This window comes from Mangrovimonas xylaniphaga (genome assembly GCF_001280435.1).
Taxonomy (GTDB): domain Bacteria; phylum Bacteroidota; class Bacteroidia; order Flavobacteriales; family Flavobacteriaceae; genus Mangrovimonas_A; species Mangrovimonas_A xylaniphaga.
On record NZ_LBIP01000013.1, the window covers coordinates 1,584,111 to 1,603,687 of the forward strand.

A 19,577-nucleotide genomic window follows, 5' to 3' on the forward strand; every position below is an offset into this window, starting at 1 on the left:
CATGGACTTACATTTGGTCTGGGGCTACCGGTGCCGGTACCACATTTTCCACTGGATTGATACTTTTTAGATACATGAACATGGCATGAAGGTCTTCATCCTTGATATTGGCAAAATTCATCCAAGGCATAGGAGGCAGCAGCATACGGCCATTGTCCATCCCTTTAAATTTGCCTTCGGTCAACGCTTTTTTAAATTGCGCTTCGGTCCAGCTGCCAATACCTGTGTCGTCCGGTGTTAGGTTGGCGGCAAAGGAGATCCCCCAAGGGCCTGCCGCAGCGGTAAGGTCTGGATAAAACATGCCAAAACCTTCCTTGATCATTGGGCTGTCAAATGTAACTACAGGTCTATCCGAAGGGTAGCCTGATAACAATAGTTCAGGAATAAGTTCTGGGCCGTTTGGGCCTACTTTTTTGGGTGAATGGCAGTCGTTGCAGCCCATAACCCCAACAAGATATTTTCCTTTTTCAATAACGCTTTCATGCGAAGGTGTGACTACTTCGGCAGTTGCACTGGCGGTTTGATAGGTTTCTTCTTTGCAGGATACAATGCTTAATGAGGCTGTTAAGGCAATTGCCATAAGTGCTGATTGGTGTTTGAATGTCATAAGATTGTTGTTGAAACAGACGTGCATATACTCGCCTGTTGTTGGTTAATGCCTCTAAGATAGTAAAAGCGACTGGAAATTTCTAAATGTTGTGTATTAGTGATTTAAGAGAATGATATTTATGCTGAAAAGGAGATCCAATCGACAAACTTCATCCAGGTTTTGGAAGCATATATTTGCGGTGCAAAAACAAATACATTTACAATGAACATGGAAAGAGGGTAAAAGTAAAATAAGGCACTAAAGCGTTTATCTTTTTTTAAGGCCGTTCGTAAATCATAAATCAACAATGGCAGTGCAATTATTAGGTCAACAATTATTGTGAAGATGGGGTTATCTGGAATTCCAAAGGCTAATGGAATGCGATCTATCCCTGTATTGGCGAGCAGTAAGGTGCCATAAAACATCAGTCGTTTGTGGTGGAATGGCGATTTTCTCATGGCAATGCCAATAAAAAGAAGGGGAATCACTGTGAGCAGGCTAAACCCAAATATGCCCACTAAAAAACTAAGTCCTTCAATTGGGATTTCAGGGTGGCTGGTCCTAGCTGAAATGATAAGGTACAGCGTACTTAATGTCAATAGAATTAGAATTGCAAAGGCTGCCTTTCCTGCTTTGGTATGCCACTGTATTTTTTTGCGAAATACCAATTGGGTTTGAATTACATAAAGTAGTATCCAAAGAAATCCAAAAATGCCATGTAATATATAGCGGGAGGCTGCCATATTGATGCCTTGTGAAGCTTTATTCCGAATACCGGCACTGAATCCAACAATGCAAAATATCAAAAATAAAATGGCAGTAGCAGCAAAATAATAATGCTCGAATCTCTTGTGGTGGTCCTGATTTGAAACTACTGTGGTTGGCATGGTCTTCGTTTCTTGCTTTTTAAAGTTAGTTAAAAAATAGAAATAAAGCAATTTAAGGTGTTTTTGCCTTTTTTGTGGACTGTCTGTTTTCTTATGATTTAATCGCGACTGTTGTAACGAGTCTTCCTTTGTGAACTACGCCAAGGATGGGAATGTTCTTAATGGTTTCTGGAGCCACTTTAAAAGGGTTCTTTTTTAGAATAGTGAAATTTGCCGTTTTTCCTTCCTTAATGGAACCAATAGTATTTTCTTGGTTCAAGGTTCGTGCGGCGTTTATGGTAATGCCCTGCATGGCTGTAAAAACATCCACTTTTTGATCTTGTGAAAAGTGGCTTTCTTCGGCGGTTTCCCTATTAATGGCAGTCCAAGCCAATAGCAATGGGTTTGCGGGAGCCATAGCAAAATCGGAATGGTAGGATACAGGAACGCCTCGTTGGCTGAGTTCCTTGATTCTTACTAGGTTTTCGGCGCGTTCTGGACCAAGGCCAAATTCAGAATATTTGTCTGCTAGGGCCCATAAGTAGTATGGGTTTACGGAGGCTTCCATATTTAGGGCTTGAACTTGTTGGGCAATGTTTTCATCAAAATAGCCCATGTGGTGCAGTGTAAAGCGATGGTCTTTTCTTGGGTTGTTTTTTTGATCCTTTTTGTTGTAGTCCAATACTTGTTGTATGCCCAAATCGCCGTTGGAGTGTACGTGGATTTTGTAATCGTTGTTCCAGTAAAAACTCAACTGTTCCTTAAATAGTGGCAGGGGGGTCATCCATTCTCCTTTAAATTCTTCACTTAAATAAGGTTCCTTCATTTGCATGGCCAAGGAATAAATAGCGCCATCGGAAAACAGTTTTACCTGCTTTGACAAGAAGGTGATATTGTCTGTATTGTATTTGGTGGGCATGGCCTCCATAGCTTCCATAGCCTTGGCATTGTCGTTTCCGTTCATACTATAGAGCTGTGTTCCGTTGGGAATTAAAAACACATCATATGGTGGGTTTTTGTCCATTTCACCTTTTAATAAGTTGTATTCCATATCAAAATCGGAACTGGGAAACCCAGGTTCTGCTATAGTAGTGATGCCGTTTTTAAGCATGAGTTGGCTCATCATAGCCAATCCTTTTTTATAGGAATCTGGGTTGATGAGGTAGGGAGCAATAGCTGGTACAAGGGCCAACCAGCCACCTTCAAAGAAGTGGCCGTTTTTCCAATCTACCTGCGGATTGTCTTCAAAATCGGCTTCTTTGATTTTGAAGAGCTCTACCGCTTTGTCATTCAAATAGATTTCGTGAAAAGATCTGTGGATGATGCCAATGGGCGCATCGGGGCACAATAGGTTTAAGGTGTCCTTGGACATGGGGCCGTGCCATAATTGATGGTAGCCCCAAACAAAGAGCATTTTGTCTGCTTGTGCTTTGGTTTTTATTACTTTTTTGAGACGGGTTTTGTATTCTTCGGGGGTTTTGGCTGCTTCTGTAGCTCCCGTAGGTTTGTCCCAGGCATGAGGTGCAATAGTTTCATTGGGAAGCATGGTGGCGGCGATAGAAGGGTGTAGATGGGGTTCTATAAAACCAGGCATGAGGGTATTCCCTTCTAAATTGTATTGGGAAACCTGGGGGTACTTACTAAGGGCTTCCTCCTTTGTGCCAACATAAGCTATGTTGCCGTTTTCCCTCACCACAGCTTCGACATATTGGGCTTGCTCCCCTTCCATGGTAATGATGTCTCCGCCAAAATAAAGGGTCTGTTCGCTGTTGGTTTTTACTGGTGTTTCGGGGGTGTTAGCTTCCTTTTGTTTGCAGCTCATAAACACAATCAGTGCAAGCAAGACTACTATTGGTTTGTTGATTTTCATGATGACACAGTTGTTGGATGGTAAATAAAAGTCATTGTAAAAGTGGAGTTATCGAATGATAAACTTTTCAATGACTAATTTACAAATTCCTGTGTCTTAATTCGCTCGTTGTCAGTGAAATAATTTTTAAGGGGTGGGCGTTTTGCGCAGTTATGGATTCTCATAAATCAATGTTGCTTTGATTTCTGAAAGTTCAATTTCTTTTTCCGGAAATAGTACATATAGTTCCTGTAGAAGTTCTTTTGCGGTATAGCAGTTTTTATAGTCTGTTTCGCATTGAAAACTATAGGATCTTGCAAGTCTATAGCTGACGTCATAATTTTTGGGGAAAATGGCTTTGGCCTTTTTGTAGAGCACAATAGAGTTAGACCAATGTCCCTTTGAAAACCACTCATCTCCCTGTTCTATAAGTATTAGAAATTCGGTTTCCTTTTTTTGATATTGTATGGTTTCCTGTTTTTTTACGAATGCTTTATTTTGATTTATCAAAACCAAAGCGAAATAGGAAAAAATGCCGATGACTACGAAAGCAATTATTACGGAGAATAGTTTTTCCTTTCGTCTTTCCTTAATGACTTTTTTTCTGATTTCTAAGAGCTGTTCTTTTGTAGCTTTTTTAAAGTCCAATTCTCCTTTGGAAGCTTTGAAATATTCCTGTTTTAAATTTAGGAATGCTCTCTCTTTTTTGAATAGCCTTTTAGATTTGAGTAATTTTTTATTGTTACTCAAACTGGTAATCATACCTTGAATGCTTCCGCCGCCTCCAATCATATCAAATGAGGTAGTGTTTTTATTGATGATTAGGGTTTTTATTCCCAATAAATCTCTACATGGGTATTGTTAAACATAGGGTCTTCAAAGTCGCCTTGGGGTTCGCACCACATGGTTTTGGGTAAGGTCTCCATGTCTATTTTATAGTCTTCATCTACAATGCCTCCTTGTGCCTGAAACTCGATAAGCTTGCCTAGTAGATCGATGATGGCTTCTTCCTTATCTTCCGGAACTTCTTGAATGCTGATGTCGGGTCTGCCGTATTTTCGCATTCCTCGTGTGTGGAACCACTTGGTATTGTCGTCATCCTCGTCATAACAAAGAATCATGACATGTTCTTTGGGTTGCGGGGTGTTGGGAGTGAAGATGTTGTCTTTCCAGTCCTTTTTATCCCAAAAGGTCACCGTTTGTAAATCGTAAACAGCTACGCCGCCGTGATCCAACAAATAGGTGACCAAGCCAATCACGTCTCTGTAATAGTTTAAAGTATTGGTGTCAGGAACATTGCCTACAAAAATATAGCATTGCTCTGCTGCTTCAATTTGTTGGGATAGGTTAGGGTTGTCCTCTTTTAGTGTTTCCCAAAAGTAGCCTTCCAAATAGCTTTTAGGGACTTCGGGGTGGGCATTTGGACCATACTGCATCAAGTCGATACCTTGTGGAAGTCCTTTGGTGTGGTATTCTGCTCCCGATAATTTAAAGTCCACATCAAAATCGCCATATACCACATAAAATATATAAGGGCTGTCCAGCGGCCTGCTGAAATGTTCCCGAGTCCAGTCTATAAGTTCTGCCATAGTTGATTAGTTTTTTAGTGTGGTTGATAGATAACCTAAGCAGAACTATCTTTTCAATAGGCGGTTAGGTTGCGTTGCTTAAATATAAATTATTTCTAAGCAAGTACAACAATTTTATGGCGCATTATATTGATATAAAGTGGAGTGTGGTTGGGAAGGGGAAATAGAAGAGGCTCGGTTTTACCAACAATGCTCATTATAGTAGGCGATAATGCCCTCTACATTTCTTCTTTTTAATTCTTTGGATTCAATTTTATCCATAAGTGAAGTGCAAGAACTGAAGATTTTCAAATGCTTCTTTTTGATTCTCATACCAATGCGAATAATGTCGTCGTTGACCTTTATGTAATAATAGGAAGCGTCGTTATTTCCTTTAGTGGACATGCTTGCCATAACCGTAGCTGCATTGGGAAAGTTAAAGTTTTGATTGTACATCTCATCGCAATATAAGGTGATGGACCCTTTTAGTGTTTCATGTAATAGTTTTGGCGCTTCCTTGTCTTGAACCAAAATGTATTTGTAATGTTTTCCTTCGGTGTCAAAGCCATCAATGCTGTGATAGTCGTATTCTACAACCTCGGCATCTTCATTCACTTTGAATTTAATACCGCCTTCTGTTTTTATCTTAATGAGGCCTTTGGAAAGGGAACCGTCTTTAAAGAAAACGGTGCCCCTGTTATATTCGGCATAGGATAATAAGCAAACGAATAGGAAGCATAGGGTGAGAAGCGGTTTCATAGTAGGTAGGTTTAGGGTATCTATTATAAATACGGATGTTATCCCTACTTTGGACTTCTTAACCTTACATTTAAGCTTTATTTTCTTACATAATGAACTAAGTGTGAAATGAAATTGGTTCCTTTTATTATGCCATGATACGCTGCTCTATTTCTTCGTCTTAAAAATCAAACAGTCCAATTCCCAATGTTTCTCTTGCAAAGCACTCAAGGCAAAGGCAGCTGCGGCGGCCGTAAATACCGAATAATCAAAAGCGCCCTTAATACCTGTTGAAAAGGTCATTGCAATGCCAAACAAGAGTAACAATAGACCACTTAATTTGGCAAACAGTTCTGTTTTAAAGCCAATAATCAGGCAAAGTGCAAATAGGATTTCCAATATGGTGGCTATCGCTCCTGCTATAGAAATCATACCATTAGGCAACCAAGGATTGATGGCTTGGGTGTAGTCCAGAAAATTGGACCAATTGCTCCAAACCGATACATTTTCAGGCCATAGGCCAAAGCGATCTGCTACTGCCGATAAGAAAGCAGAGGCAATAGAAAGGCGTAAGAATAGTTTAATAAATTTTGTGTTCATGTTGTGTTTATTTATTGATAAATGCCATTAGATGTTAGCGCATTTTTTATATGTGCCAAATGGTGTTGACAGTGCCAGGAATAGATGCCTATGGTTTGTGTGAGGCTCAAAGGTTTTTCGTATTCTGGGTGAATGAACTCACGTGCCAATTGTTCAGGGGTTAAACTTTTTAAAAGTGTTGTCCATTTTTGGTGCAGCCCTTTCAACAGTGCCATCGATCCCGAAATGTCATCATCAAGGTCATCGGGCAATTCGGCCCATCGGTCCTCAAAATAAGGTTTAATGGTTGGCATGTCTTCTGTCAAGGCCAGCTTAAAGCGCATGATGCTGTTCATATGGCTGTCTGTGCAATGGTGGATTACTTGTTTTATCGTCCATCCATTGGGTCTGTATTTCCAATTGAGTTGCGCCGCCGAAACATTCTTTGTCAAGTCTTCCAATTGGGAGGGGAAGTTTTCAATGTTCTTGATCCATGATTCCAATACGGCAGTATCGGGATGTTTGATAGGAGTGTAGGGTCCAATGGGGTATTTTAATGCTTCTATATCCATGTTATGTTGTTTAGTGATTCTGTAAATAATCGTCTATTTGGGCAATCAACTCTTGAGTGTCTTCTTTTAGGTTTTTATGTTTTAAGATACCAAAGACTTCCCAAGCCTCTATATCTTTTAAGATGCCTTGAAATTCCATATCCTCCTGCATAGCTTCATAATTCCTGATGGTTTTAAAGAACCCGATGTTGGCCATTCGCTCTACGGTAGCTTGTCCCTTAAATGCCTTTGGAACTTTTGTAGACTGTAATGCCGAAGCACTGTAATAGGGCACAATCCTTGGTTCTAAAAAGGTATTGTAGCCAACGCGTTCGTGTTCGTAGCTGGTTAGGTATTCGTAGCCCTCTTCATAGAGGTTGGTAATGCTTTTTCTAAGTGCATCATTTTGGATGATATCCACGCCTTTAGAGGTCAACAGATTGTAGCCGCTGGTTTTATGGCTTACATGCGGATTGACTTTCAGGTAATAGAAAAAATAGCCAAGGGAGTCTTGATAGGGAGTTTTATGTTGTAGTGCTTTTAGCAGTAGCCGGCAGGAGGTAATCTTATTTTCCAAATGCGCAATATTGCTTTCCATGTCTTCGAGGTCGTAGCTAAGGTTATCACGTATTTCTTGCAGTATCAAGCGCTCTGTTTGGCGCTCCTTATGACGTTCATTGACATTGTTTACTTGTAGCGCTATCAAAATCCCTATTACCACCAAGACAATTTCACCAATGGCATACATAAGATATTTACTCAGTTTGTTGCTTGCCATTAGGTCTTGTCTTAATCGTTTAAATGGTGTTATCATGGTGTCGAGATCCTATTGTTCGTTAAGGTAGTTATTAATGGTGTCTATAAGTTGCTGCCCCCATTGCTGTTCGGCTTCCAAATATTTGATACCAATAATTAATCTAATTGAGAGGTCATTTAAATAGTTCTCTAGGCTAACATCGTTTGTAATGTCCTTAACCTGTAACACTGGTCTTTGGTCATTTTGGTAGCGTTCCATCATGTATTTTCCTCCTAGACCATCTAGTGCATTGATGTATTTTGAAGATAAGCGGTACTTTGTCATCAGGTTCTGCTCTACAAAGGCATTGATAAACCGTTTCGTGTCCGAAACGTGCTGTTCCAATTCAATATCGTTGTAATAATTGGAAATATCCGTAGCCAATTTTTGATTGGCAATTTTGAGGATGTTCCCCGTGCTCACAGAAGTTTCGTAGGAGGTTCTGTGGTAGTTGGGCAGTGTAAAGTATTGCGCAAAATGGATGTCGTTTAAAAATTGAATGGTGTCATAGGCTTGTTCTGTAGGATGAATATAAAAGTCAAGCAGCCTTAGGCAGGTAATGTTTTGGGTCTGTTTAAACGCTTTGATGTCCTCAAAGCCTTTAATGTCATTTTCAAGGTCTACTTTTATCCTGTTCAGGAGGTCTCGTTCTGTAAGCCTGTCCTTGTGATGTTGCTGCCAAGTATTGATTTGAAGGGCTATTAAAATACCAATTACTACCAAAACAATTTCACCAATGGCATATTTGAGGTATTTTGCAGTGCGTCCTTCCGAAAGTAGGTTCTGGCGTATCTTCCTAAAGAATGTTATCATATCCAAAGGGTTGGTTTGTATAAATATACCCTTTTTTGCTTTAGGATAATATGCCCTTTTTACATCCCCCTTAATCCCCCTTCAAAGGGGGAATTCACTCCGCTTTTTTAATTGTCCCCTTGAGGGGACTATAGGGGTGTTCTCCCCCTGAGGATTACCGAGAGGTAAGCTCTGTTTTGTTCGAAGGTACCGCACGCAGTGTTACAATGTATTCTATCCCTTCGTGGTTACCGATAAGAAAAACATTGTTTACTTGTTTTATGATCGCTTCGTTCTATTCAAAAGTTATCAGTGTCCCAAATAAGGGTCGTTCCATATGATTTCAATATCGCAATTTGAAAAACTAGAATCGTTAAACTCCGAGTAATTTCTAACGATACATAGATATCCATATTCTACAAAGGTTTCTTCATTTTCAACCACAATTTTGTATTTGTAGCTTCCGAAGGGTAATTCCTCAGTATTAGATTGGTCTAGGCCATTAAAAGGAAAGTTGTTTGCATAACCGTTTCTATTGAAAACGATATTGTCATTTAAATCAAAGATAGTTACGGTATTATTCGGGTAAAGGTCAATATTTTCAATAAAGAACTCGTCATTTACGCCATCTCCATTTGCTGAAAAAACTTCAATAGCCTTAATTTCTCCCAAAGATTGGTCCAGGTTGTCAACGTTCAAGTTTGCGAAAGGGTTGTCTCCACAACAGAGGAAGGTTACTTGTTCTGGTTCGGAATCACTGTTGCTGTTACAGCTAAAAATTAAAGAGAATGACAATAAAATGCCGCTTAAAAATAATGTTTTGTGTTTCATTTAAGGTTAAGTTTTTTTTTGACGATAATGGTTTGTGTAAAGTACTGCTACTACTGCTAGGTTTAGGATAGGTAAAGGAAATTGAAGTGCATGTTATTGCCTGTAGTTGCTATTGTGCTAAAAATGGGTCATGTTCGTCTTTAGCATTACAAATGATAAAACTAAAATCACCTAAATTGTCTAAGTCTGAAAAATATCTAACTAAACATACATAGCCATATTCTACAAATGTTTCGTCGTTTTCAACCACAATTTTGTATTTATAGGTTCCGGTAGGTAATTCTGAATTGTCTGATTGATTTAAACCGTAAAAAGACGTGCTGTAGTTATACTCGCTTAAATAATTGCTTTTGTTGAAAACTATGTTGTCATTTAAATCGAAGATGGTTACTGTATTGTTCGGGTAAAGCTCAATATTTTCAATTATAAAGATGTCATTCTTTCCGTCCCCATCGGGCGTTAAGGCGTCCATGGCTTTAATTTCTCCCAAAGATTGGTCCAGGTTGTCAACGTTCAAGTTTGCGAAAGGGTTGTCTCCACAACAGAGAAAGGTTACTTGTTCTGGTTCGGAATCACTGTTGCCGTTACAGTTAAAAATTAAAGAGAATGACAATAAAATACCACTTAAAAATAATGTTTTGCGTTTCATTTTAGGTTAAGTTTTTAGTTGGGGTTACTAAGGGAATAAACCCATTGGTTGTTTAATCCTTCAAAGGTATCTTTTTTTAGATATTGGGCAAATGAAGGGCTATTGCCATGCCCTTTTTACATCCCCCTTCAAAGGGGGAATCCACTCCGCAATTGTCCTCTTTGAGTAATTGTCCCCTTGAGGGGACTACAGGGGTGTTCTCTCCCCTGAGGTTCCTGAGAGGAAAGCGCCTCTTTGCTCGAAGGTACTTAGTGCAGTGCTACAACATTAGTATACTTTCAAAAACTCCCAATAGAAATCACAACCTTATTCTACATCCCTTTCACCAATGGGTTGTAGGTGTTTGGTATCGTAACCCGTAAAAAAGTAGGGGTAGTTGTCCCATGGCGATAGGCCTTCCATTCTAGGGTCGTTGGTGTCTTTCAAATAGGTGAACAGCTCGGTTTGCAGTTCCTTGCATAGGTTGGCATACTCTGGTTGAGCGGCTAGGTTGTGCAATTGATAAGGGTCGTCTTTCACATTGTACAGCTCGGTGCCTGGGCGTTTCCCGGCAGCTAACTCATAAAATTGTTTCAAGGAATCTACCTCTTTGTTGGCAAGGATGTAATCGCGGGATGGTCCGGCGTCGATATCGCCAACGTATCCTTGGTGTGGCGATAGAAAGTCTGGGTCGCCTGCAGGATATCTTTCTGGTTCAAAGTTTACCAAGTACAGCCAATCCCCTTTGCGGATGGTCCTTACAGGGTAGGGCATTCCGTCTGGGCGGCAGTAGGTGTGGCGTTCAAAAGCCGTAAACACACGGTCTCTTTTAGCATCTACCTGTCCGCTTTTATTGGCAAGCATCACGTTTTTAAAACTGTTGCCGCTCATGTCTTCTGGGATCTCTATCCCGGCTACTTCCAATAGGGTTGGTGCAAAATCCGTAAAGCTGATAAAGTCTTCAATCTTTAAGCCTGACTTAATTTTATTGCCCCAAAAAATAGCCAAGGGCATATGTGTGCCATACTCATAGTTGGTGGCCTTGGCACGAGGAAAAGGCATGCCGTTATCGGCGGTTGTAATAATGATGGTATTGTCCAGTTCGCCTGTTGCTTCCAGCATCTTGATCATTTTTCCTAAGTGGGAGTCGAACCATTCAATCTCATAGTAATAATCGGCAATGTCACTACGCACGGCCTCACTGTCTGGTAAAAATCCCGGTACTTGAATATTGGAAATGTCCTTACCGTTCTCGGCACCAATGCCCTGCTTGTAACCGCGGTGGGGCTCATTCCCGCCATACCAGAAAAAGAAAGGTTGTTCACTGTCCTTTTGTGCAAGGAAGGCTTTAAAATTCTCGGCATAGTCAATGTCCGAAATGCCTTCTGGGGCCTTCATTTTAATAGCGTTATAACCTTGGGCTATTGGCTGTGTTTGGTAAGGCTCTTCAAGTTTGGAAGGGCCATATCCCTTCCCGGTATAACCGGTAGCATAGCCGTGTTGCTTCAATACCTGTGGAAAGGTCACGAACTTTTTCTGTAGGGCTCCAAACAGCAAGCCGCCTTCCTCAAGTTCCCAAATGTTCTTCCCTGTTAAAATAGAAGCTCTCGATGGCGAACAGGAAGCCACATTGCAATAGGCATTTTGAAACATGATCCCGCTTTGGGCAATCCTATCCAAATTGGGCGTTTTAATTTCATTGGTGCCCTGTAACGAGGTGTGTATATACGATTGGTCGTCCGAAATACAAAACAGGATGTTTGGTCCTTTTTCTTCTTTGGTCTGGCAGCTTGTTGCTAATGCCAGTACACCGAACAGTGACAAAAGGAATCCTAAATTACGGGAAGCTAAAAGTGTTTTGGGGAAATAGGTCATGCTTGTTAATTGGAAATCTTTAAAAATAAGGGCCTTTAATTGGGCATTTCAAGCCCATTAACGCCTTGGTTGTTTGATCCCTCAAAGATACCCTTTTTTAGGCAAAATGAAGCCTGCTGATTCTATAGCTCCATTTTTACATCCCCTTAATCTCCCTTCAAAGGGGGAATATAAACTGTCCCCTTGAGGTTACCGAGAGAAAAGCACTGCTTTGTTTGAAGAAGTGTAACGGAATTGATGGATATATTTCAATTTAACAAAGGTTAGTATTTATATGCAGGGCTTTTAATATATAATCAATTGATTTCAACAAACTGATTTGCTTCGTGCCATAATATTATATTCTTTTCAAACCAATTTTGCTCAAAATCTTTTTCGGACCAAATGTTTTCTTTAAGAGATTTGTATGTGACTTTTTGTGGCCACGGATTGTTTTCAACAATTTCTACAATTTCCAAAAATTTTAAATAGACGCTTTGAGTGATTTTATTCCTATTTTGTAGGATAAATTCTTTGTCTTTTAACCATTTTTTTTGCCTGCTTGTGTCTACCGATATGGTGGGGATTGTAATGCTTTTGATTTTATTACCTTTTTGATAATTATAAGTGGTATCAGAAAATATGGTTTTTAATGTATCGTTAGTTTTGATATCTATGAAATAGGTTGTGACAGTTTGAGGTGATTTCACAATTTCTTCGAAATTGTATTGAGTGTAATAATTTAAATCAACAAAGTTTTGAATAGCGAGGTAATATTCATAATTATCTTTTATAATACTATTTCTCAATTCATAGTCTTTATTGCTTTTGAAAAACAATTGCTGTAATACAAAGACTGATACTCCTCCAATTATCGAAAAGAGCAAGCTTTTCAATAAATTCATATTTGTTGGTTTTTTCATAACTGGCGATTTTCTATAGTTATTAATATTTCTATAGTTATTAATATTATTGTAGAAATTAAATGAGAAAGATACTCAGTTTAAATATTTTTAATTCTTTTGATCCCAATAGGAAATAATAATTGGATTATTACTTGTGTTTGTTACTCCAACCATAATATTATCTATGTTATTATCATTAGACACATTAAATGTAAAATCTAACTCTCTGCGGATATTATATTCATTAAAGTTGGAATGAATTATAAACTCCTTCAAAATACATTTTAGGAGGTTTTCAAGTTCTTCTATTGTGAATCTTTCGAAGCCATTAGATATGTCAACTGCGGCTCCAGTTTTATTATTGTCTTTGATAAGGTTAATGTTAAAGTAGTTTCGATTTTCTGATTCTAGGGTTAATCTATATCGTCCGCTTTTATAATCTTTACTAATAGCATCTGCTCCTTCATCAGTAAGAAATTCAATAAGAACACTTTTTACTTCTTTAAATATTGTTCCTAAACCATTTTTTTCAAAATCATCTATTTTAGACCACCAATCTTTAAATTCCAATAAGTAAAAATTAGATAAATGCTTTAAAATGTTGTATTTGTTAATAAAGTATCTAGATTGTAAACCCTGCTCTGTCATAGCATTATAGCGTATAAAAAATAGTTCGCTATAGGATAATTGTGCTCTTAATATTTTTGAATATGCAGATTTATCTATTTCTTCTAAACCTGAATTGTCAATTAGTGAGTATAATCTGTACAGAGTTCTAAAATATGTCGATAGATAGTGTTCGTAATTTACATATACTTTTTGGAAATCTATAACTGCATTTTTTCTGTTTTTTGAAAGGGTATTGGAAGGGTTGAAGCTGTTGCTTAGTTGTAATTTTTGATGTTCAAAAAAAGCTTTTCCATTTAATTCTTCCCCAAAGAAATTATAACATTTTAGTTGATTTAAATTTTCTTTATATAAATCTAAAAGCTCAAAAAATGTATTGTCGAACTGTTGTTTAATAAATACCTTTCTGCTTTCCGTGAATTCTTGTCTTTGTAGAGAAAGAGTTTCGTATAGAAGTAGTATTCCAACCAAAGTGAAAATTGCCCCTACAAACCCTCCAATAAAATCCCCAACTTGTGCAGATTTTGTTAGGTTTATGGTTGATTTTGCTGAAATGAATCCTTCATAGAAGAAGCCCCTTATTAAGAACCATACAATTATTCCAAATCCAATAAAAGTTAACAGAGTGGCCAAAATAATTTTTAATTTCTTCATTCAGTAAATTTTGTGTTTAAAAAGCAAAACTCCTTTGTGGGTTTCTCAATTTGAAGCTAGTTGGTTAATAGGTCAAATATATCTGTTCACCTTTTAGGAACCATGATAAAATTTGATGTTTTCGTTAAAGTTGTATAAAATTTCTTTCAATGGTTTTTTAGCGCAATTTCTATCGTTAAACGTGCATTATTGCTCTTAATCATTAGTAAGAGCAGGCCATGGCCTTAGGCTGCTTCGTCCAAAGTCCCTTCCCAAGCACATAGCCTTGGGCCGCACACGAACAAACCTAGAGCAATCCTCGAACAAAACCCCCTGTTTTTTGGGGTGGTGGGTCAGTACGTGTCCTGGTGTGTCTGTACAGGTCTGTATGTGTCTCTATGTGTCAGTATGTGTCAGGACGTGTCACAACAGGTCAGGATGGGTCAGGTTGTGTCTGGAGGTGTCTATGGTGGTCTGCGTAGGTCTTAACAGGTCTTGTTGGGGCTTGATGTGTCGTAACGTGTCTCGGCGTGTCAGCCTATTGTTTGCCAGTGTTTTGGGTGCTACTTTGGTGCTATTACTAATCCTTAAATCCATAAAATTATGGCAACATTTGAAAAGGGAATCCTAGGCGGATTTTCAGGAAAAGTGGGCAACGTAGTGGGACTACGTTGGAGAGGCAAAGACGTGATGCGCAGCCTTCCCGCAAAGAGCAACTACCCTGCAACGCCCTTGCAGGAAGCACAGCGCCAAAAGTTTGGCTTGGTCATTAGGTTTTTAACGCCCATTAAGAGCATTGTGGGCCAATATTTTGGCAAGCCTCAGGGCGACAAGAGCCCGTTTAACCTGGCTACGGGCTACCACATTAGGGAGGCCATCGAGAATATGGGCGGCACCTACGAAATGGATTTTCCTAAGGTGCTCATTAGCAAAGGCGACCTAAGGGGGATGGACAACCCGCAGTTTCAGGCCTTGGCCAACCAACAACTGTCCGTTACCTGGGACGACAACAGCGGGCAGGGCAATGCCAGTGGCAGCGATCTGGCATTGATTGTGGTGTATGCCTACAACGAGGGGTTCTTCCAGATATTTGAGGGGGTAGCCCTGAGGGAAGACGGTACGGCTACCCTTAACCTGCCAGCCTTTTTTGCGGGCTTCGATGTGGTGGCCTGGGCGGGCTTTGTAACCCAAGACCTAAAGGAGGCCGCCACCAGCACCTACTTGGGGGCCGTGGTGGTGAGCTAGCAGGGGCTGTATACAAGCAAACACAAAACCGGCAGCGCTGGGTACCTTTTGTAAGGCCTGGGCTGCCGGTTTGTTGTGGCTATTAGTGTGCTGCTGTTAGGGTGGGAATGCGCGCCTCGCCTAGGGTTGCGGCCCCTTGCCCATGCTAATGATGGCGCCCATAAGCATGCATTTGTTCAGTAGGCTCTTGGGGTACACTACCACCCGCCCTAGCTTAAAGGCAGGAAGGATGCCGTTGCTGCGCAGTCGGTACAAAGTGCTGCGGCTCACGTTTAGGAAGGCCATGGCTTCTTCGGTAACAAGCCAGTCTTCGTCTTTTACCATAAGGTGGTTAATGGCAAAGGGGTGTTGTTGGGGTAACGGCACAAGGCCCTGTGGTACTTTCATAGCTGTTGGTTTTTAAGTGTTTAACATGTTCTTTAAGATACTGAAAATGTGAAGGTGTTTGGAGCTGTGGTTGGTATTGTTTTTAACAGAAAGGTGTTTATAACGTGGGAGTTGTGGGGTTTTTTCTTTGGGATTTTGAAGGGGGGAATGGGTTGTTTTTTGGGGTAGGGGTTTATGGTGATGGTATTTGTGTGTTTGCGTTTTCCTTCTGTTCATTTTCTTTGCTCGTCCAAAGAAAATGAATAGATTGAGAAAGCAAAGGGAAACTTAAGTGTTAAGCAATACCAACATTAATCGATTTACTAATTGGTGTATGACTCTTGTCCGCAATGTTCATTGTAATACGAAATAATGTCATAGATATGTTTCCTTTTGAGTTCTTTGGTTTCAATTTTTTGGATTAAGGAAGGGCAAGAGTTGAAAAGTTCTAAATGCTTCTTTTTGATCCTAATACCAATGGGAATAATTTCTTCGTCCATTTTTATAAAATGGTAAAAAAAGTCTACTTCTATAGAGCCAATAGGTTGGCCTCCGAAAGCGGTGTTTGGAGTTCCGAGAAAGTTATACGCGGGAACATCATCGTTATACAAAGTTATCTTACCTTTAATTTTTTCATTTAAAAGTCTTGGTGGTTCATCACTATATACTTTTACATATTTTAGTCGTTTTCCTTTATAATCAAGGCCTTTAATGTTGCTGTGGTCATAATAGATAACTGTAGAATCTTTAGCTTTCTTAAATTTTATGCCTCCTTCATCGGTCATTGTTATTAATCCTTTGGAAAAAGTTCCATCGTTAAAGAATACGTTACCAGGAGCATATTGTGCGTATGTAATTGTAAAGGATAAAATTGCGAATAAGAAGAGAAGTTTTTTCATGGGATTAGAGGAAGGTGTCAATACAATAGTTGGTTGGTTGAGTTTTGTGCTGCTACAAATCTAAAATATTTTCTTACAATTGAAAGTTGTACAAGAAATCGAAAAGGGTTTTTTTTAAAGGTTAGTGGTATTTTTTGTCCTCATGTGAGACTTCGGGACCCAACCACTGAAACGGGCGTAAAATAAAAGCTGTTTGAGGTTTTACGAGAGTAAAACCGAGTTCTTTTTATTTAGGGCATGAAGTGTTGTTGGGTGAATAATCACATGCAGACTTGATTTTTTGGCTCTTTTGTATCAAGACAAATGCAGAGCATTCATGTATACCTACAAATAAAATGGATGAATAAAAGAGTATGTACTATGAAAGCAAAATGAACATAAAAAGAAGAAGAACACAGGAACCAATATTGTCAATATAGTCTAGGTTCCCATGTTCAGGTTGGATATGTAGTGAGTAAAGATTATTGTTAGAGTGGAGCTATTCTTTAATAAAGGGAATTGTTGTGCCGTTTTGAAATGTCAAGAAATAAACCCCATTGGATAAATGGTTAATGTCAATGCTTGTGTTGTTGGAGATTTCTCCAGAGTTCATATGGCTGCCAATTGAATTGTAAATGTTGTATTGTTTAGCTGAGGTAAGACCAGTAATGTGAATGCTGCTTTGGGCAGGGTTGGGGTAAGCGGTTATTGGGGTAAGATTGTTGTCTTCGGTTGATAAAGTGTTAAAGGCTAGTTTTGAAATTCTATTGTCAAAAGCTTCTGTGAAGTAAAGCGTATTGCCATGAACGAGAAGATCTGTAGGGCCCGCTACATTAAGTAGTATGTCTTCTGGCAATGTGTATGGTGCATTTACAGAAAGGTCTATTTTAAGAAGTTTAGATCCAAAAAGGTCGGCGACATATAAATAATTGGCATGAAGCAGTAATCCTGTTGGGGTGCTTCCTGGTTTTCTCATAACGGCTGCTGCTGTTGGAGATTTTGCTCTTAAGTCTATTTTAGAAATTTCACCGGTATATTTTTGGGCAACGTACATGTCGTTTCCTTGAATTATTAAATCTACAGGAGAATTTAATCCGGTCACAATATCGGTAACGTTGGGAGGGGAATTGTTGAGACTTATTTTGGAAATTTTAGTACCGTTGGTGAAATATAAGTCGTTGCCCTCAAGGACCAATCCATCAGGATCAGTTAAGCCTATGACAATTTCTATAGGGTTTGCGTCCGGGTTATTTAAGTCTATTTTGGAGATCTTTGTGCTTTCACTGTAATACAGATCGTTCCCATTGATCAACAGGTCTAGTGGGCCGTTTAGGTTGTTCAATACCGCTTCGGCTTCGCTTAAGGGAAGTCTGTAGTTGAGGTTGATTTTGGAAATTTTATTCCCTTCTATTTCGGTAAAATAAAGATCATTGCCATTAATGGCTAATCTGTAGGGATAGTTTAAATTGGTTACCACAGGTTGAATTTGGCCAATAAGTTGAAATGTTGTAAAAAATAGGGCCAAGGCTAGAGTAAAGAGTGATTTCATTGATGAAAGATTTTGTGTTAATTGATGAAAATGATATCCTTATGGAAAGGATGAGATTAGCCTTAGGAGGCGTGAATTTAATCTAAATTGCTTGTTTTCAGTATATTAAATCGTTCAAAGTTAGCAGTTTAAAAAGAATGGAAGAGGGTGTTCAGATTTAAAATCTTACATATGGAAGAAAAGACGTTGTAAAATATAAAGCCTAATTCAATACATTGCTGAATTGGGTTTTTAAATAAAGGGGGCTGATTTTGTCTTCATGAGAGTCTGTGGGATCTAATCACATGCAGACTTGATTTTTTGGCTCTTTTGTATCAAGGCACATGCAGAGCATTCATGAATAACTACAAATAAAATGGATGAATAAAAGAGTATACATGAAAACCTTTAAATAAAAATGAATGAACTGTGAAAGCAAAATAAAACTAACCTTACACCAATTTTGCTTTAAAAAACGCAATAGTTCGTTCCCAAGCCAAAGCCGCAGCAGCCGCATCATACCTTGGGGTGGTATTGTTATGGAACCCATGATGTACGCCTGGGTACATATAGGCCGTATATGAAATGTTGTGGGTTTTAAGGGAGGCTTCATAGGCGGGCCATCCTGCATTGACACGGGTGTCCAGTTCGGCATAGTGCAGCAATAGCGGTGCTTTTATTTGGGCTGTTTCCTCATCGTTAGGCTGACTTCCATAAAAGGGCACAGCGGCACCTAGGGTAGGGACTTTTACTGCCATCATGTTCGATATCCATCCACCAAAACAAAAACCGACTACGCCTACCTTGCCGTTGCAATTAGGGTGCGATTTTAAGTACTCGAAGGCGGCAATAAAGTCTTCCAACATCTCATTGCGGTCGCGCTGTTGCTGAAGCGCACGCCCATCATCGTCATTGCCGGGGTAGCCACCTAAAGGGGAGAGGGCATCGGGGGCCAAGGAAATAAAGCCTTCCAAAGCGGCACGTCTGCCAACATCTTCAATATAGGGATTCAGGCCACGGTTTTCGTGTACTACCACAATACCGGGCAAGGGCCCTTTGGTGTCTTTGGATTCAGATAACAGACCTTTGATATCGCCTCCACCTTTTGGGGAAGGGTATTGGATGTAAAAGGAATTCAGTCGCTGGTCGTCTACAGGCACCTCTAAGGTATCCGCATAATTAGGCGAAATAAAACTCAGCAGGGAGGTAACCGTAAGCCCTCCAATAGCATATAAAGACAGCTTTTCGATAAACTGACGGCGGTCTAGTTTGTTATGGGCGTAGGCATCGTATAGTTCAAATACCTCGGGGTTGAGGTCTTCTTTTTTTATAGGTTTCATAACTGCGAATTTTAGGTTTGTAATCTTTGACTTTGGTACTATGTGTTATGTAGAATAGTATGTGCAAAGGCTTTCTAAGATACGAAAAGTCTTGAAAGGGAGGTGTGTGTTTGTTTGTTTTAAAATGATGTGAAGCGTTACAAAAGTGCAATAGGCAGGTATGTCGGTTTGGACTTATTGTTAAGACTTTTTTGCTTTTCAAAAGAACATCCCCCTTAATCCCCCTTCAAAGGGGGAATCAAGTAACGCTCATTAATTGTCCCCTTGAGGTTACCGAGAGAAAGTACTGCTTTACTCGAAGGTACCGCACGCAGTGTTATAGGGGAATTATGTTAATTTTAATAATTACCGACAGGGTGTTCCGCTTCTAGCGGAATGAGATTTAAATGTTGAAAGGTGTTTTTTCGTCCTCAT

At 39.5% G+C, this 19,577-nt stretch carries 20 protein-coding genes; 1 reads left to right on the forward strand and 19 read right to left on the reverse strand.

The features are described from left to right. Positions 1-7: 7 nt before the first annotated feature. The 15 genes from ZA06_RS06990 to ZA06_RS07060 all read right to left on the reverse strand — a co-directional run bounded on the left by ZA06_RS06990 (position 8) and on the right by ZA06_RS07060 (position 13,827). On the reverse strand, positions 8-607 hold the full coding sequence (locus ZA06_RS06990) for a c-type cytochrome (protein ID WP_053976657.1): 600 nt from the start codon (positions 605-607) through the stop codon (positions 8-10). 119 nt (positions 608-726) lie between these two features. Beyond that, a complete protein-coding gene (locus ZA06_RS06995; RefSeq protein ID WP_053976658.1) occupies positions 727-1,476 on the reverse strand; it encodes a hypothetical protein in 750 nt (249 codons plus the stop codon). A 91-nt stretch (positions 1,477-1,567) separates the two neighbouring features. Beyond that, positions 1,568-3,325 carry an amidohydrolase gene (locus tag ZA06_RS07000; RefSeq protein ID WP_053976659.1) on the reverse strand — a complete coding sequence of 586 codons (1,758 nt, stop codon included), beginning with the start codon at positions 3,323-3,325 and terminating at the stop codon, positions 1,568-1,570. A gap of 150 nt (positions 3,326-3,475) precedes the next feature. Then, positions 3,476-4,144, reverse strand: a complete 669-nt coding sequence (locus ZA06_RS07005; protein ID WP_053976660.1) for a hypothetical protein — start codon at positions 4,142-4,144, stop codon at positions 3,476-3,478. After that, the gene (locus tag ZA06_RS07010) at positions 4,135-4,893 is read right to left on the reverse strand and encodes a hypothetical protein (protein ID WP_157503137.1); all 759 of its coding nucleotides are present in this window, start codon (positions 4,891-4,893) and stop codon (positions 4,135-4,137) included. Before ZA06_RS07010 ends, ZA06_RS07005 begins: the two co-directional genes overlap by 10 nt. A gap of 180 nt (positions 4,894-5,073) precedes the next feature. Further along, the gene (locus ZA06_RS07015; protein ID WP_053976662.1) at positions 5,074-5,631 is read right to left on the reverse strand and encodes a hypothetical protein; all 558 of its coding nucleotides are present in this window, start codon (positions 5,629-5,631) and stop codon (positions 5,074-5,076) included. Positions 5,632-5,778: 147 nt separating this feature from the next. Further along, positions 5,779-6,210 carry a hypothetical protein gene (locus tag ZA06_RS07020; protein ID WP_053976663.1) on the reverse strand — a complete coding sequence of 144 codons (432 nt, stop codon included), beginning with the start codon at positions 6,208-6,210 and terminating at the stop codon, positions 5,779-5,781. 11 nt (positions 6,211-6,221) lie between these two features. Continuing rightward, positions 6,222-6,761 carry a YfiT family bacillithiol transferase gene (locus tag ZA06_RS07025; protein ID WP_053976664.1) on the reverse strand — a complete coding sequence of 180 codons (540 nt, stop codon included), beginning with the start codon at positions 6,759-6,761 and terminating at the stop codon, positions 6,222-6,224. Between the two features lie 10 nt (positions 6,762-6,771). After that, positions 6,772-7,518, reverse strand: a complete 747-nt coding sequence (locus ZA06_RS07030) for a DUF6090 family protein (protein WP_053976665.1) — start codon at positions 7,516-7,518, stop codon at positions 6,772-6,774. Positions 7,519-7,566: 48 nt separating this feature from the next. Next, positions 7,567-8,349, reverse strand: coding sequence for a DUF6090 family protein (locus ZA06_RS07035; RefSeq protein ID WP_053976666.1), 783 nt, complete (start codon positions 8,347-8,349; stop codon positions 7,567-7,569). 288 nt (positions 8,350-8,637) lie between these two features. Further along, positions 8,638-9,159: a T9SS type B sorting domain-containing protein gene (locus tag ZA06_RS07040; RefSeq protein ID WP_053976667.1), complete on the reverse strand. Its 522-nt coding sequence runs from the start codon at positions 9,157-9,159 to the stop codon at positions 8,638-8,640. 109 nt (positions 9,160-9,268) lie between these two features. Then, entirely contained in the window at positions 9,269-9,808 is a 540-nt protein-coding gene (locus ZA06_RS07045; protein WP_053976668.1) for a T9SS type B sorting domain-containing protein, read from the reverse strand. Between the two features lie 306 nt (positions 9,809-10,114). Beyond that, positions 10,115-11,662 (reverse strand): sulfatase family protein, encoded by a 1,548-nt coding sequence (locus ZA06_RS07050; protein WP_053976669.1) that lies wholly within the window; start codon positions 11,660-11,662, stop codon positions 10,115-10,117. Positions 11,663-11,958: 296 nt separating this feature from the next. Beyond that, positions 11,959-12,564 (reverse strand): hypothetical protein, encoded by a 606-nt coding sequence (locus ZA06_RS07055; RefSeq protein WP_157503139.1) that lies wholly within the window; start codon positions 12,562-12,564, stop codon positions 11,959-11,961. Between the two features lie 90 nt (positions 12,565-12,654). Further along, positions 12,655-13,827: a putative phage abortive infection protein gene (locus ZA06_RS07060; RefSeq protein ID WP_053976671.1), complete on the reverse strand. Its 1,173-nt coding sequence runs from the start codon at positions 13,825-13,827 to the stop codon at positions 12,655-12,657. 582 nt (positions 13,828-14,409) lie between these two features. On the opposite strand from ZA06_RS07060, the gene ZA06_RS07065 reads away from it, so the two are divergent. Beyond that, positions 14,410-15,051, forward strand: coding sequence for a DUF6266 family protein (locus ZA06_RS07065; RefSeq protein ID WP_053976672.1), 642 nt, complete (start codon positions 14,410-14,412; stop codon positions 15,049-15,051). A gap of 120 nt (positions 15,052-15,171) precedes the next feature. Here the strand turns inward: ZA06_RS07065 and ZA06_RS07070 are convergent, their stop codons facing one another. The 4 genes from ZA06_RS07070 to ZA06_RS07085 form a co-directional block, all read right to left on the reverse strand. After that, positions 15,172-15,438: a helix-turn-helix domain-containing protein gene (locus ZA06_RS07070; RefSeq protein WP_053976673.1), complete on the reverse strand. Its 267-nt coding sequence runs from the start codon at positions 15,436-15,438 to the stop codon at positions 15,172-15,174. A gap of 302 nt (positions 15,439-15,740) precedes the next feature. After that, positions 15,741-16,316: a hypothetical protein gene (locus ZA06_RS07075; protein ID WP_053976674.1), complete on the reverse strand. Its 576-nt coding sequence runs from the start codon at positions 16,314-16,316 to the stop codon at positions 15,741-15,743. Between the two features lie 478 nt (positions 16,317-16,794). Continuing rightward, a complete protein-coding gene (locus ZA06_RS07080; protein ID WP_053976675.1) occupies positions 16,795-17,844 on the reverse strand; it encodes a T9SS type A sorting domain-containing protein in 1,050 nt (349 codons plus the stop codon). 431 nt (positions 17,845-18,275) lie between these two features. Continuing rightward, on the reverse strand, positions 18,276-19,163 hold the full coding sequence (locus tag ZA06_RS07085; protein ID WP_053976676.1) for a dienelactone hydrolase family protein: 888 nt from the start codon (positions 19,161-19,163) through the stop codon (positions 18,276-18,278). Between the last annotated feature and the right edge of the window lie 414 nt (positions 19,164-19,577).

Coding starts and splice junctions, on each gene's coding strand:
- ZA06_RS06990 (WP_053976657.1), bottom strand. CDS start 607: ATGACATTCAAACACCAATCAGCACTTATGGCAATTGCCTTAACAGCC.
- ZA06_RS06995 (WP_053976658.1), bottom strand. CDS start 1,476: ATGCCAACCACAGTAGTTTCAAATCAGGACCACCACAAGAGATTCGAG.
- ZA06_RS07000 (WP_053976659.1), bottom strand. CDS start 3,325: ATGAAAATCAACAAACCAATAGTAGTCTTGCTTGCACTGATTGTGTTT.
- ZA06_RS07010 (WP_157503137.1), bottom strand. CDS start 4,893: ATGGCAGAACTTATAGACTGGACTCGGGAACATTTCAGCAGGCCGCTG.
- ZA06_RS07015 (WP_053976662.1), bottom strand. CDS start 5,631: ATGAAACCGCTTCTCACCCTATGCTTCCTATTCGTTTGCTTATTATCC.
- ZA06_RS07020 (WP_053976663.1), bottom strand. CDS start 6,210: ATGAACACAAAATTTATTAAACTATTCTTACGCCTTTCTATTGCCTCT.
- ZA06_RS07025 (WP_053976664.1), bottom strand. CDS start 6,761: ATGGATATAGAAGCATTAAAATACCCCATTGGACCCTACACTCCTATC.
- ZA06_RS07030 (WP_053976665.1), bottom strand. CDS start 7,518: ATGGCAAGCAACAAACTGAGTAAATATCTTATGTATGCCATTGGTGAA.
- ZA06_RS07035 (WP_053976666.1), bottom strand. CDS start 8,349: ATGATAACATTCTTTAGGAAGATACGCCAGAACCTACTTTCGGAAGGA.
- ZA06_RS07040 (WP_053976667.1), bottom strand. CDS start 9,159: ATGAAACACAAAACATTATTTTTAAGCGGCATTTTATTGTCATTCTCT.
- ZA06_RS07045 (WP_053976668.1), bottom strand. CDS start 9,808: ATGAAACGCAAAACATTATTTTTAAGTGGTATTTTATTGTCATTCTCT.
- ZA06_RS07050 (WP_053976669.1), bottom strand. CDS start 11,662: ATGACCTATTTCCCCAAAACACTTTTAGCTTCCCGTAATTTAGGATTC.
- ZA06_RS07055 (WP_157503139.1), bottom strand. CDS start 12,564: ATGAAAAAACCAACAAATATGAATTTATTGAAAAGCTTGCTCTTTTCG.
- ZA06_RS07060 (WP_053976671.1), bottom strand. CDS start 13,827: ATGAAGAAATTAAAAATTATTTTGGCCACTCTGTTAACTTTTATTGGA.
- ZA06_RS07065 (WP_053976672.1), top strand. CDS start 14,410: ATGGCAACATTTGAAAAGGGAATCCTAGGCGGATTTTCAGGAAAAGTG.
- ZA06_RS07070 (WP_053976673.1), bottom strand. CDS start 15,438: ATGAAAGTACCACAGGGCCTTGTGCCGTTACCCCAACAACACCCCTTT.
- ZA06_RS07075 (WP_053976674.1), bottom strand. CDS start 16,316: ATGAAAAAACTTCTCTTCTTATTCGCAATTTTATCCTTTACAATTACA.
- ZA06_RS07080 (WP_053976675.1), bottom strand. CDS start 17,844: ATGAAATCACTCTTTACTCTAGCCTTGGCCCTATTTTTTACAACATTT.
- ZA06_RS07085 (WP_053976676.1), bottom strand. CDS start 19,163: ATGAAACCTATAAAAAAAGAAGACCTCAACCCCGAGGTATTTGAACTA.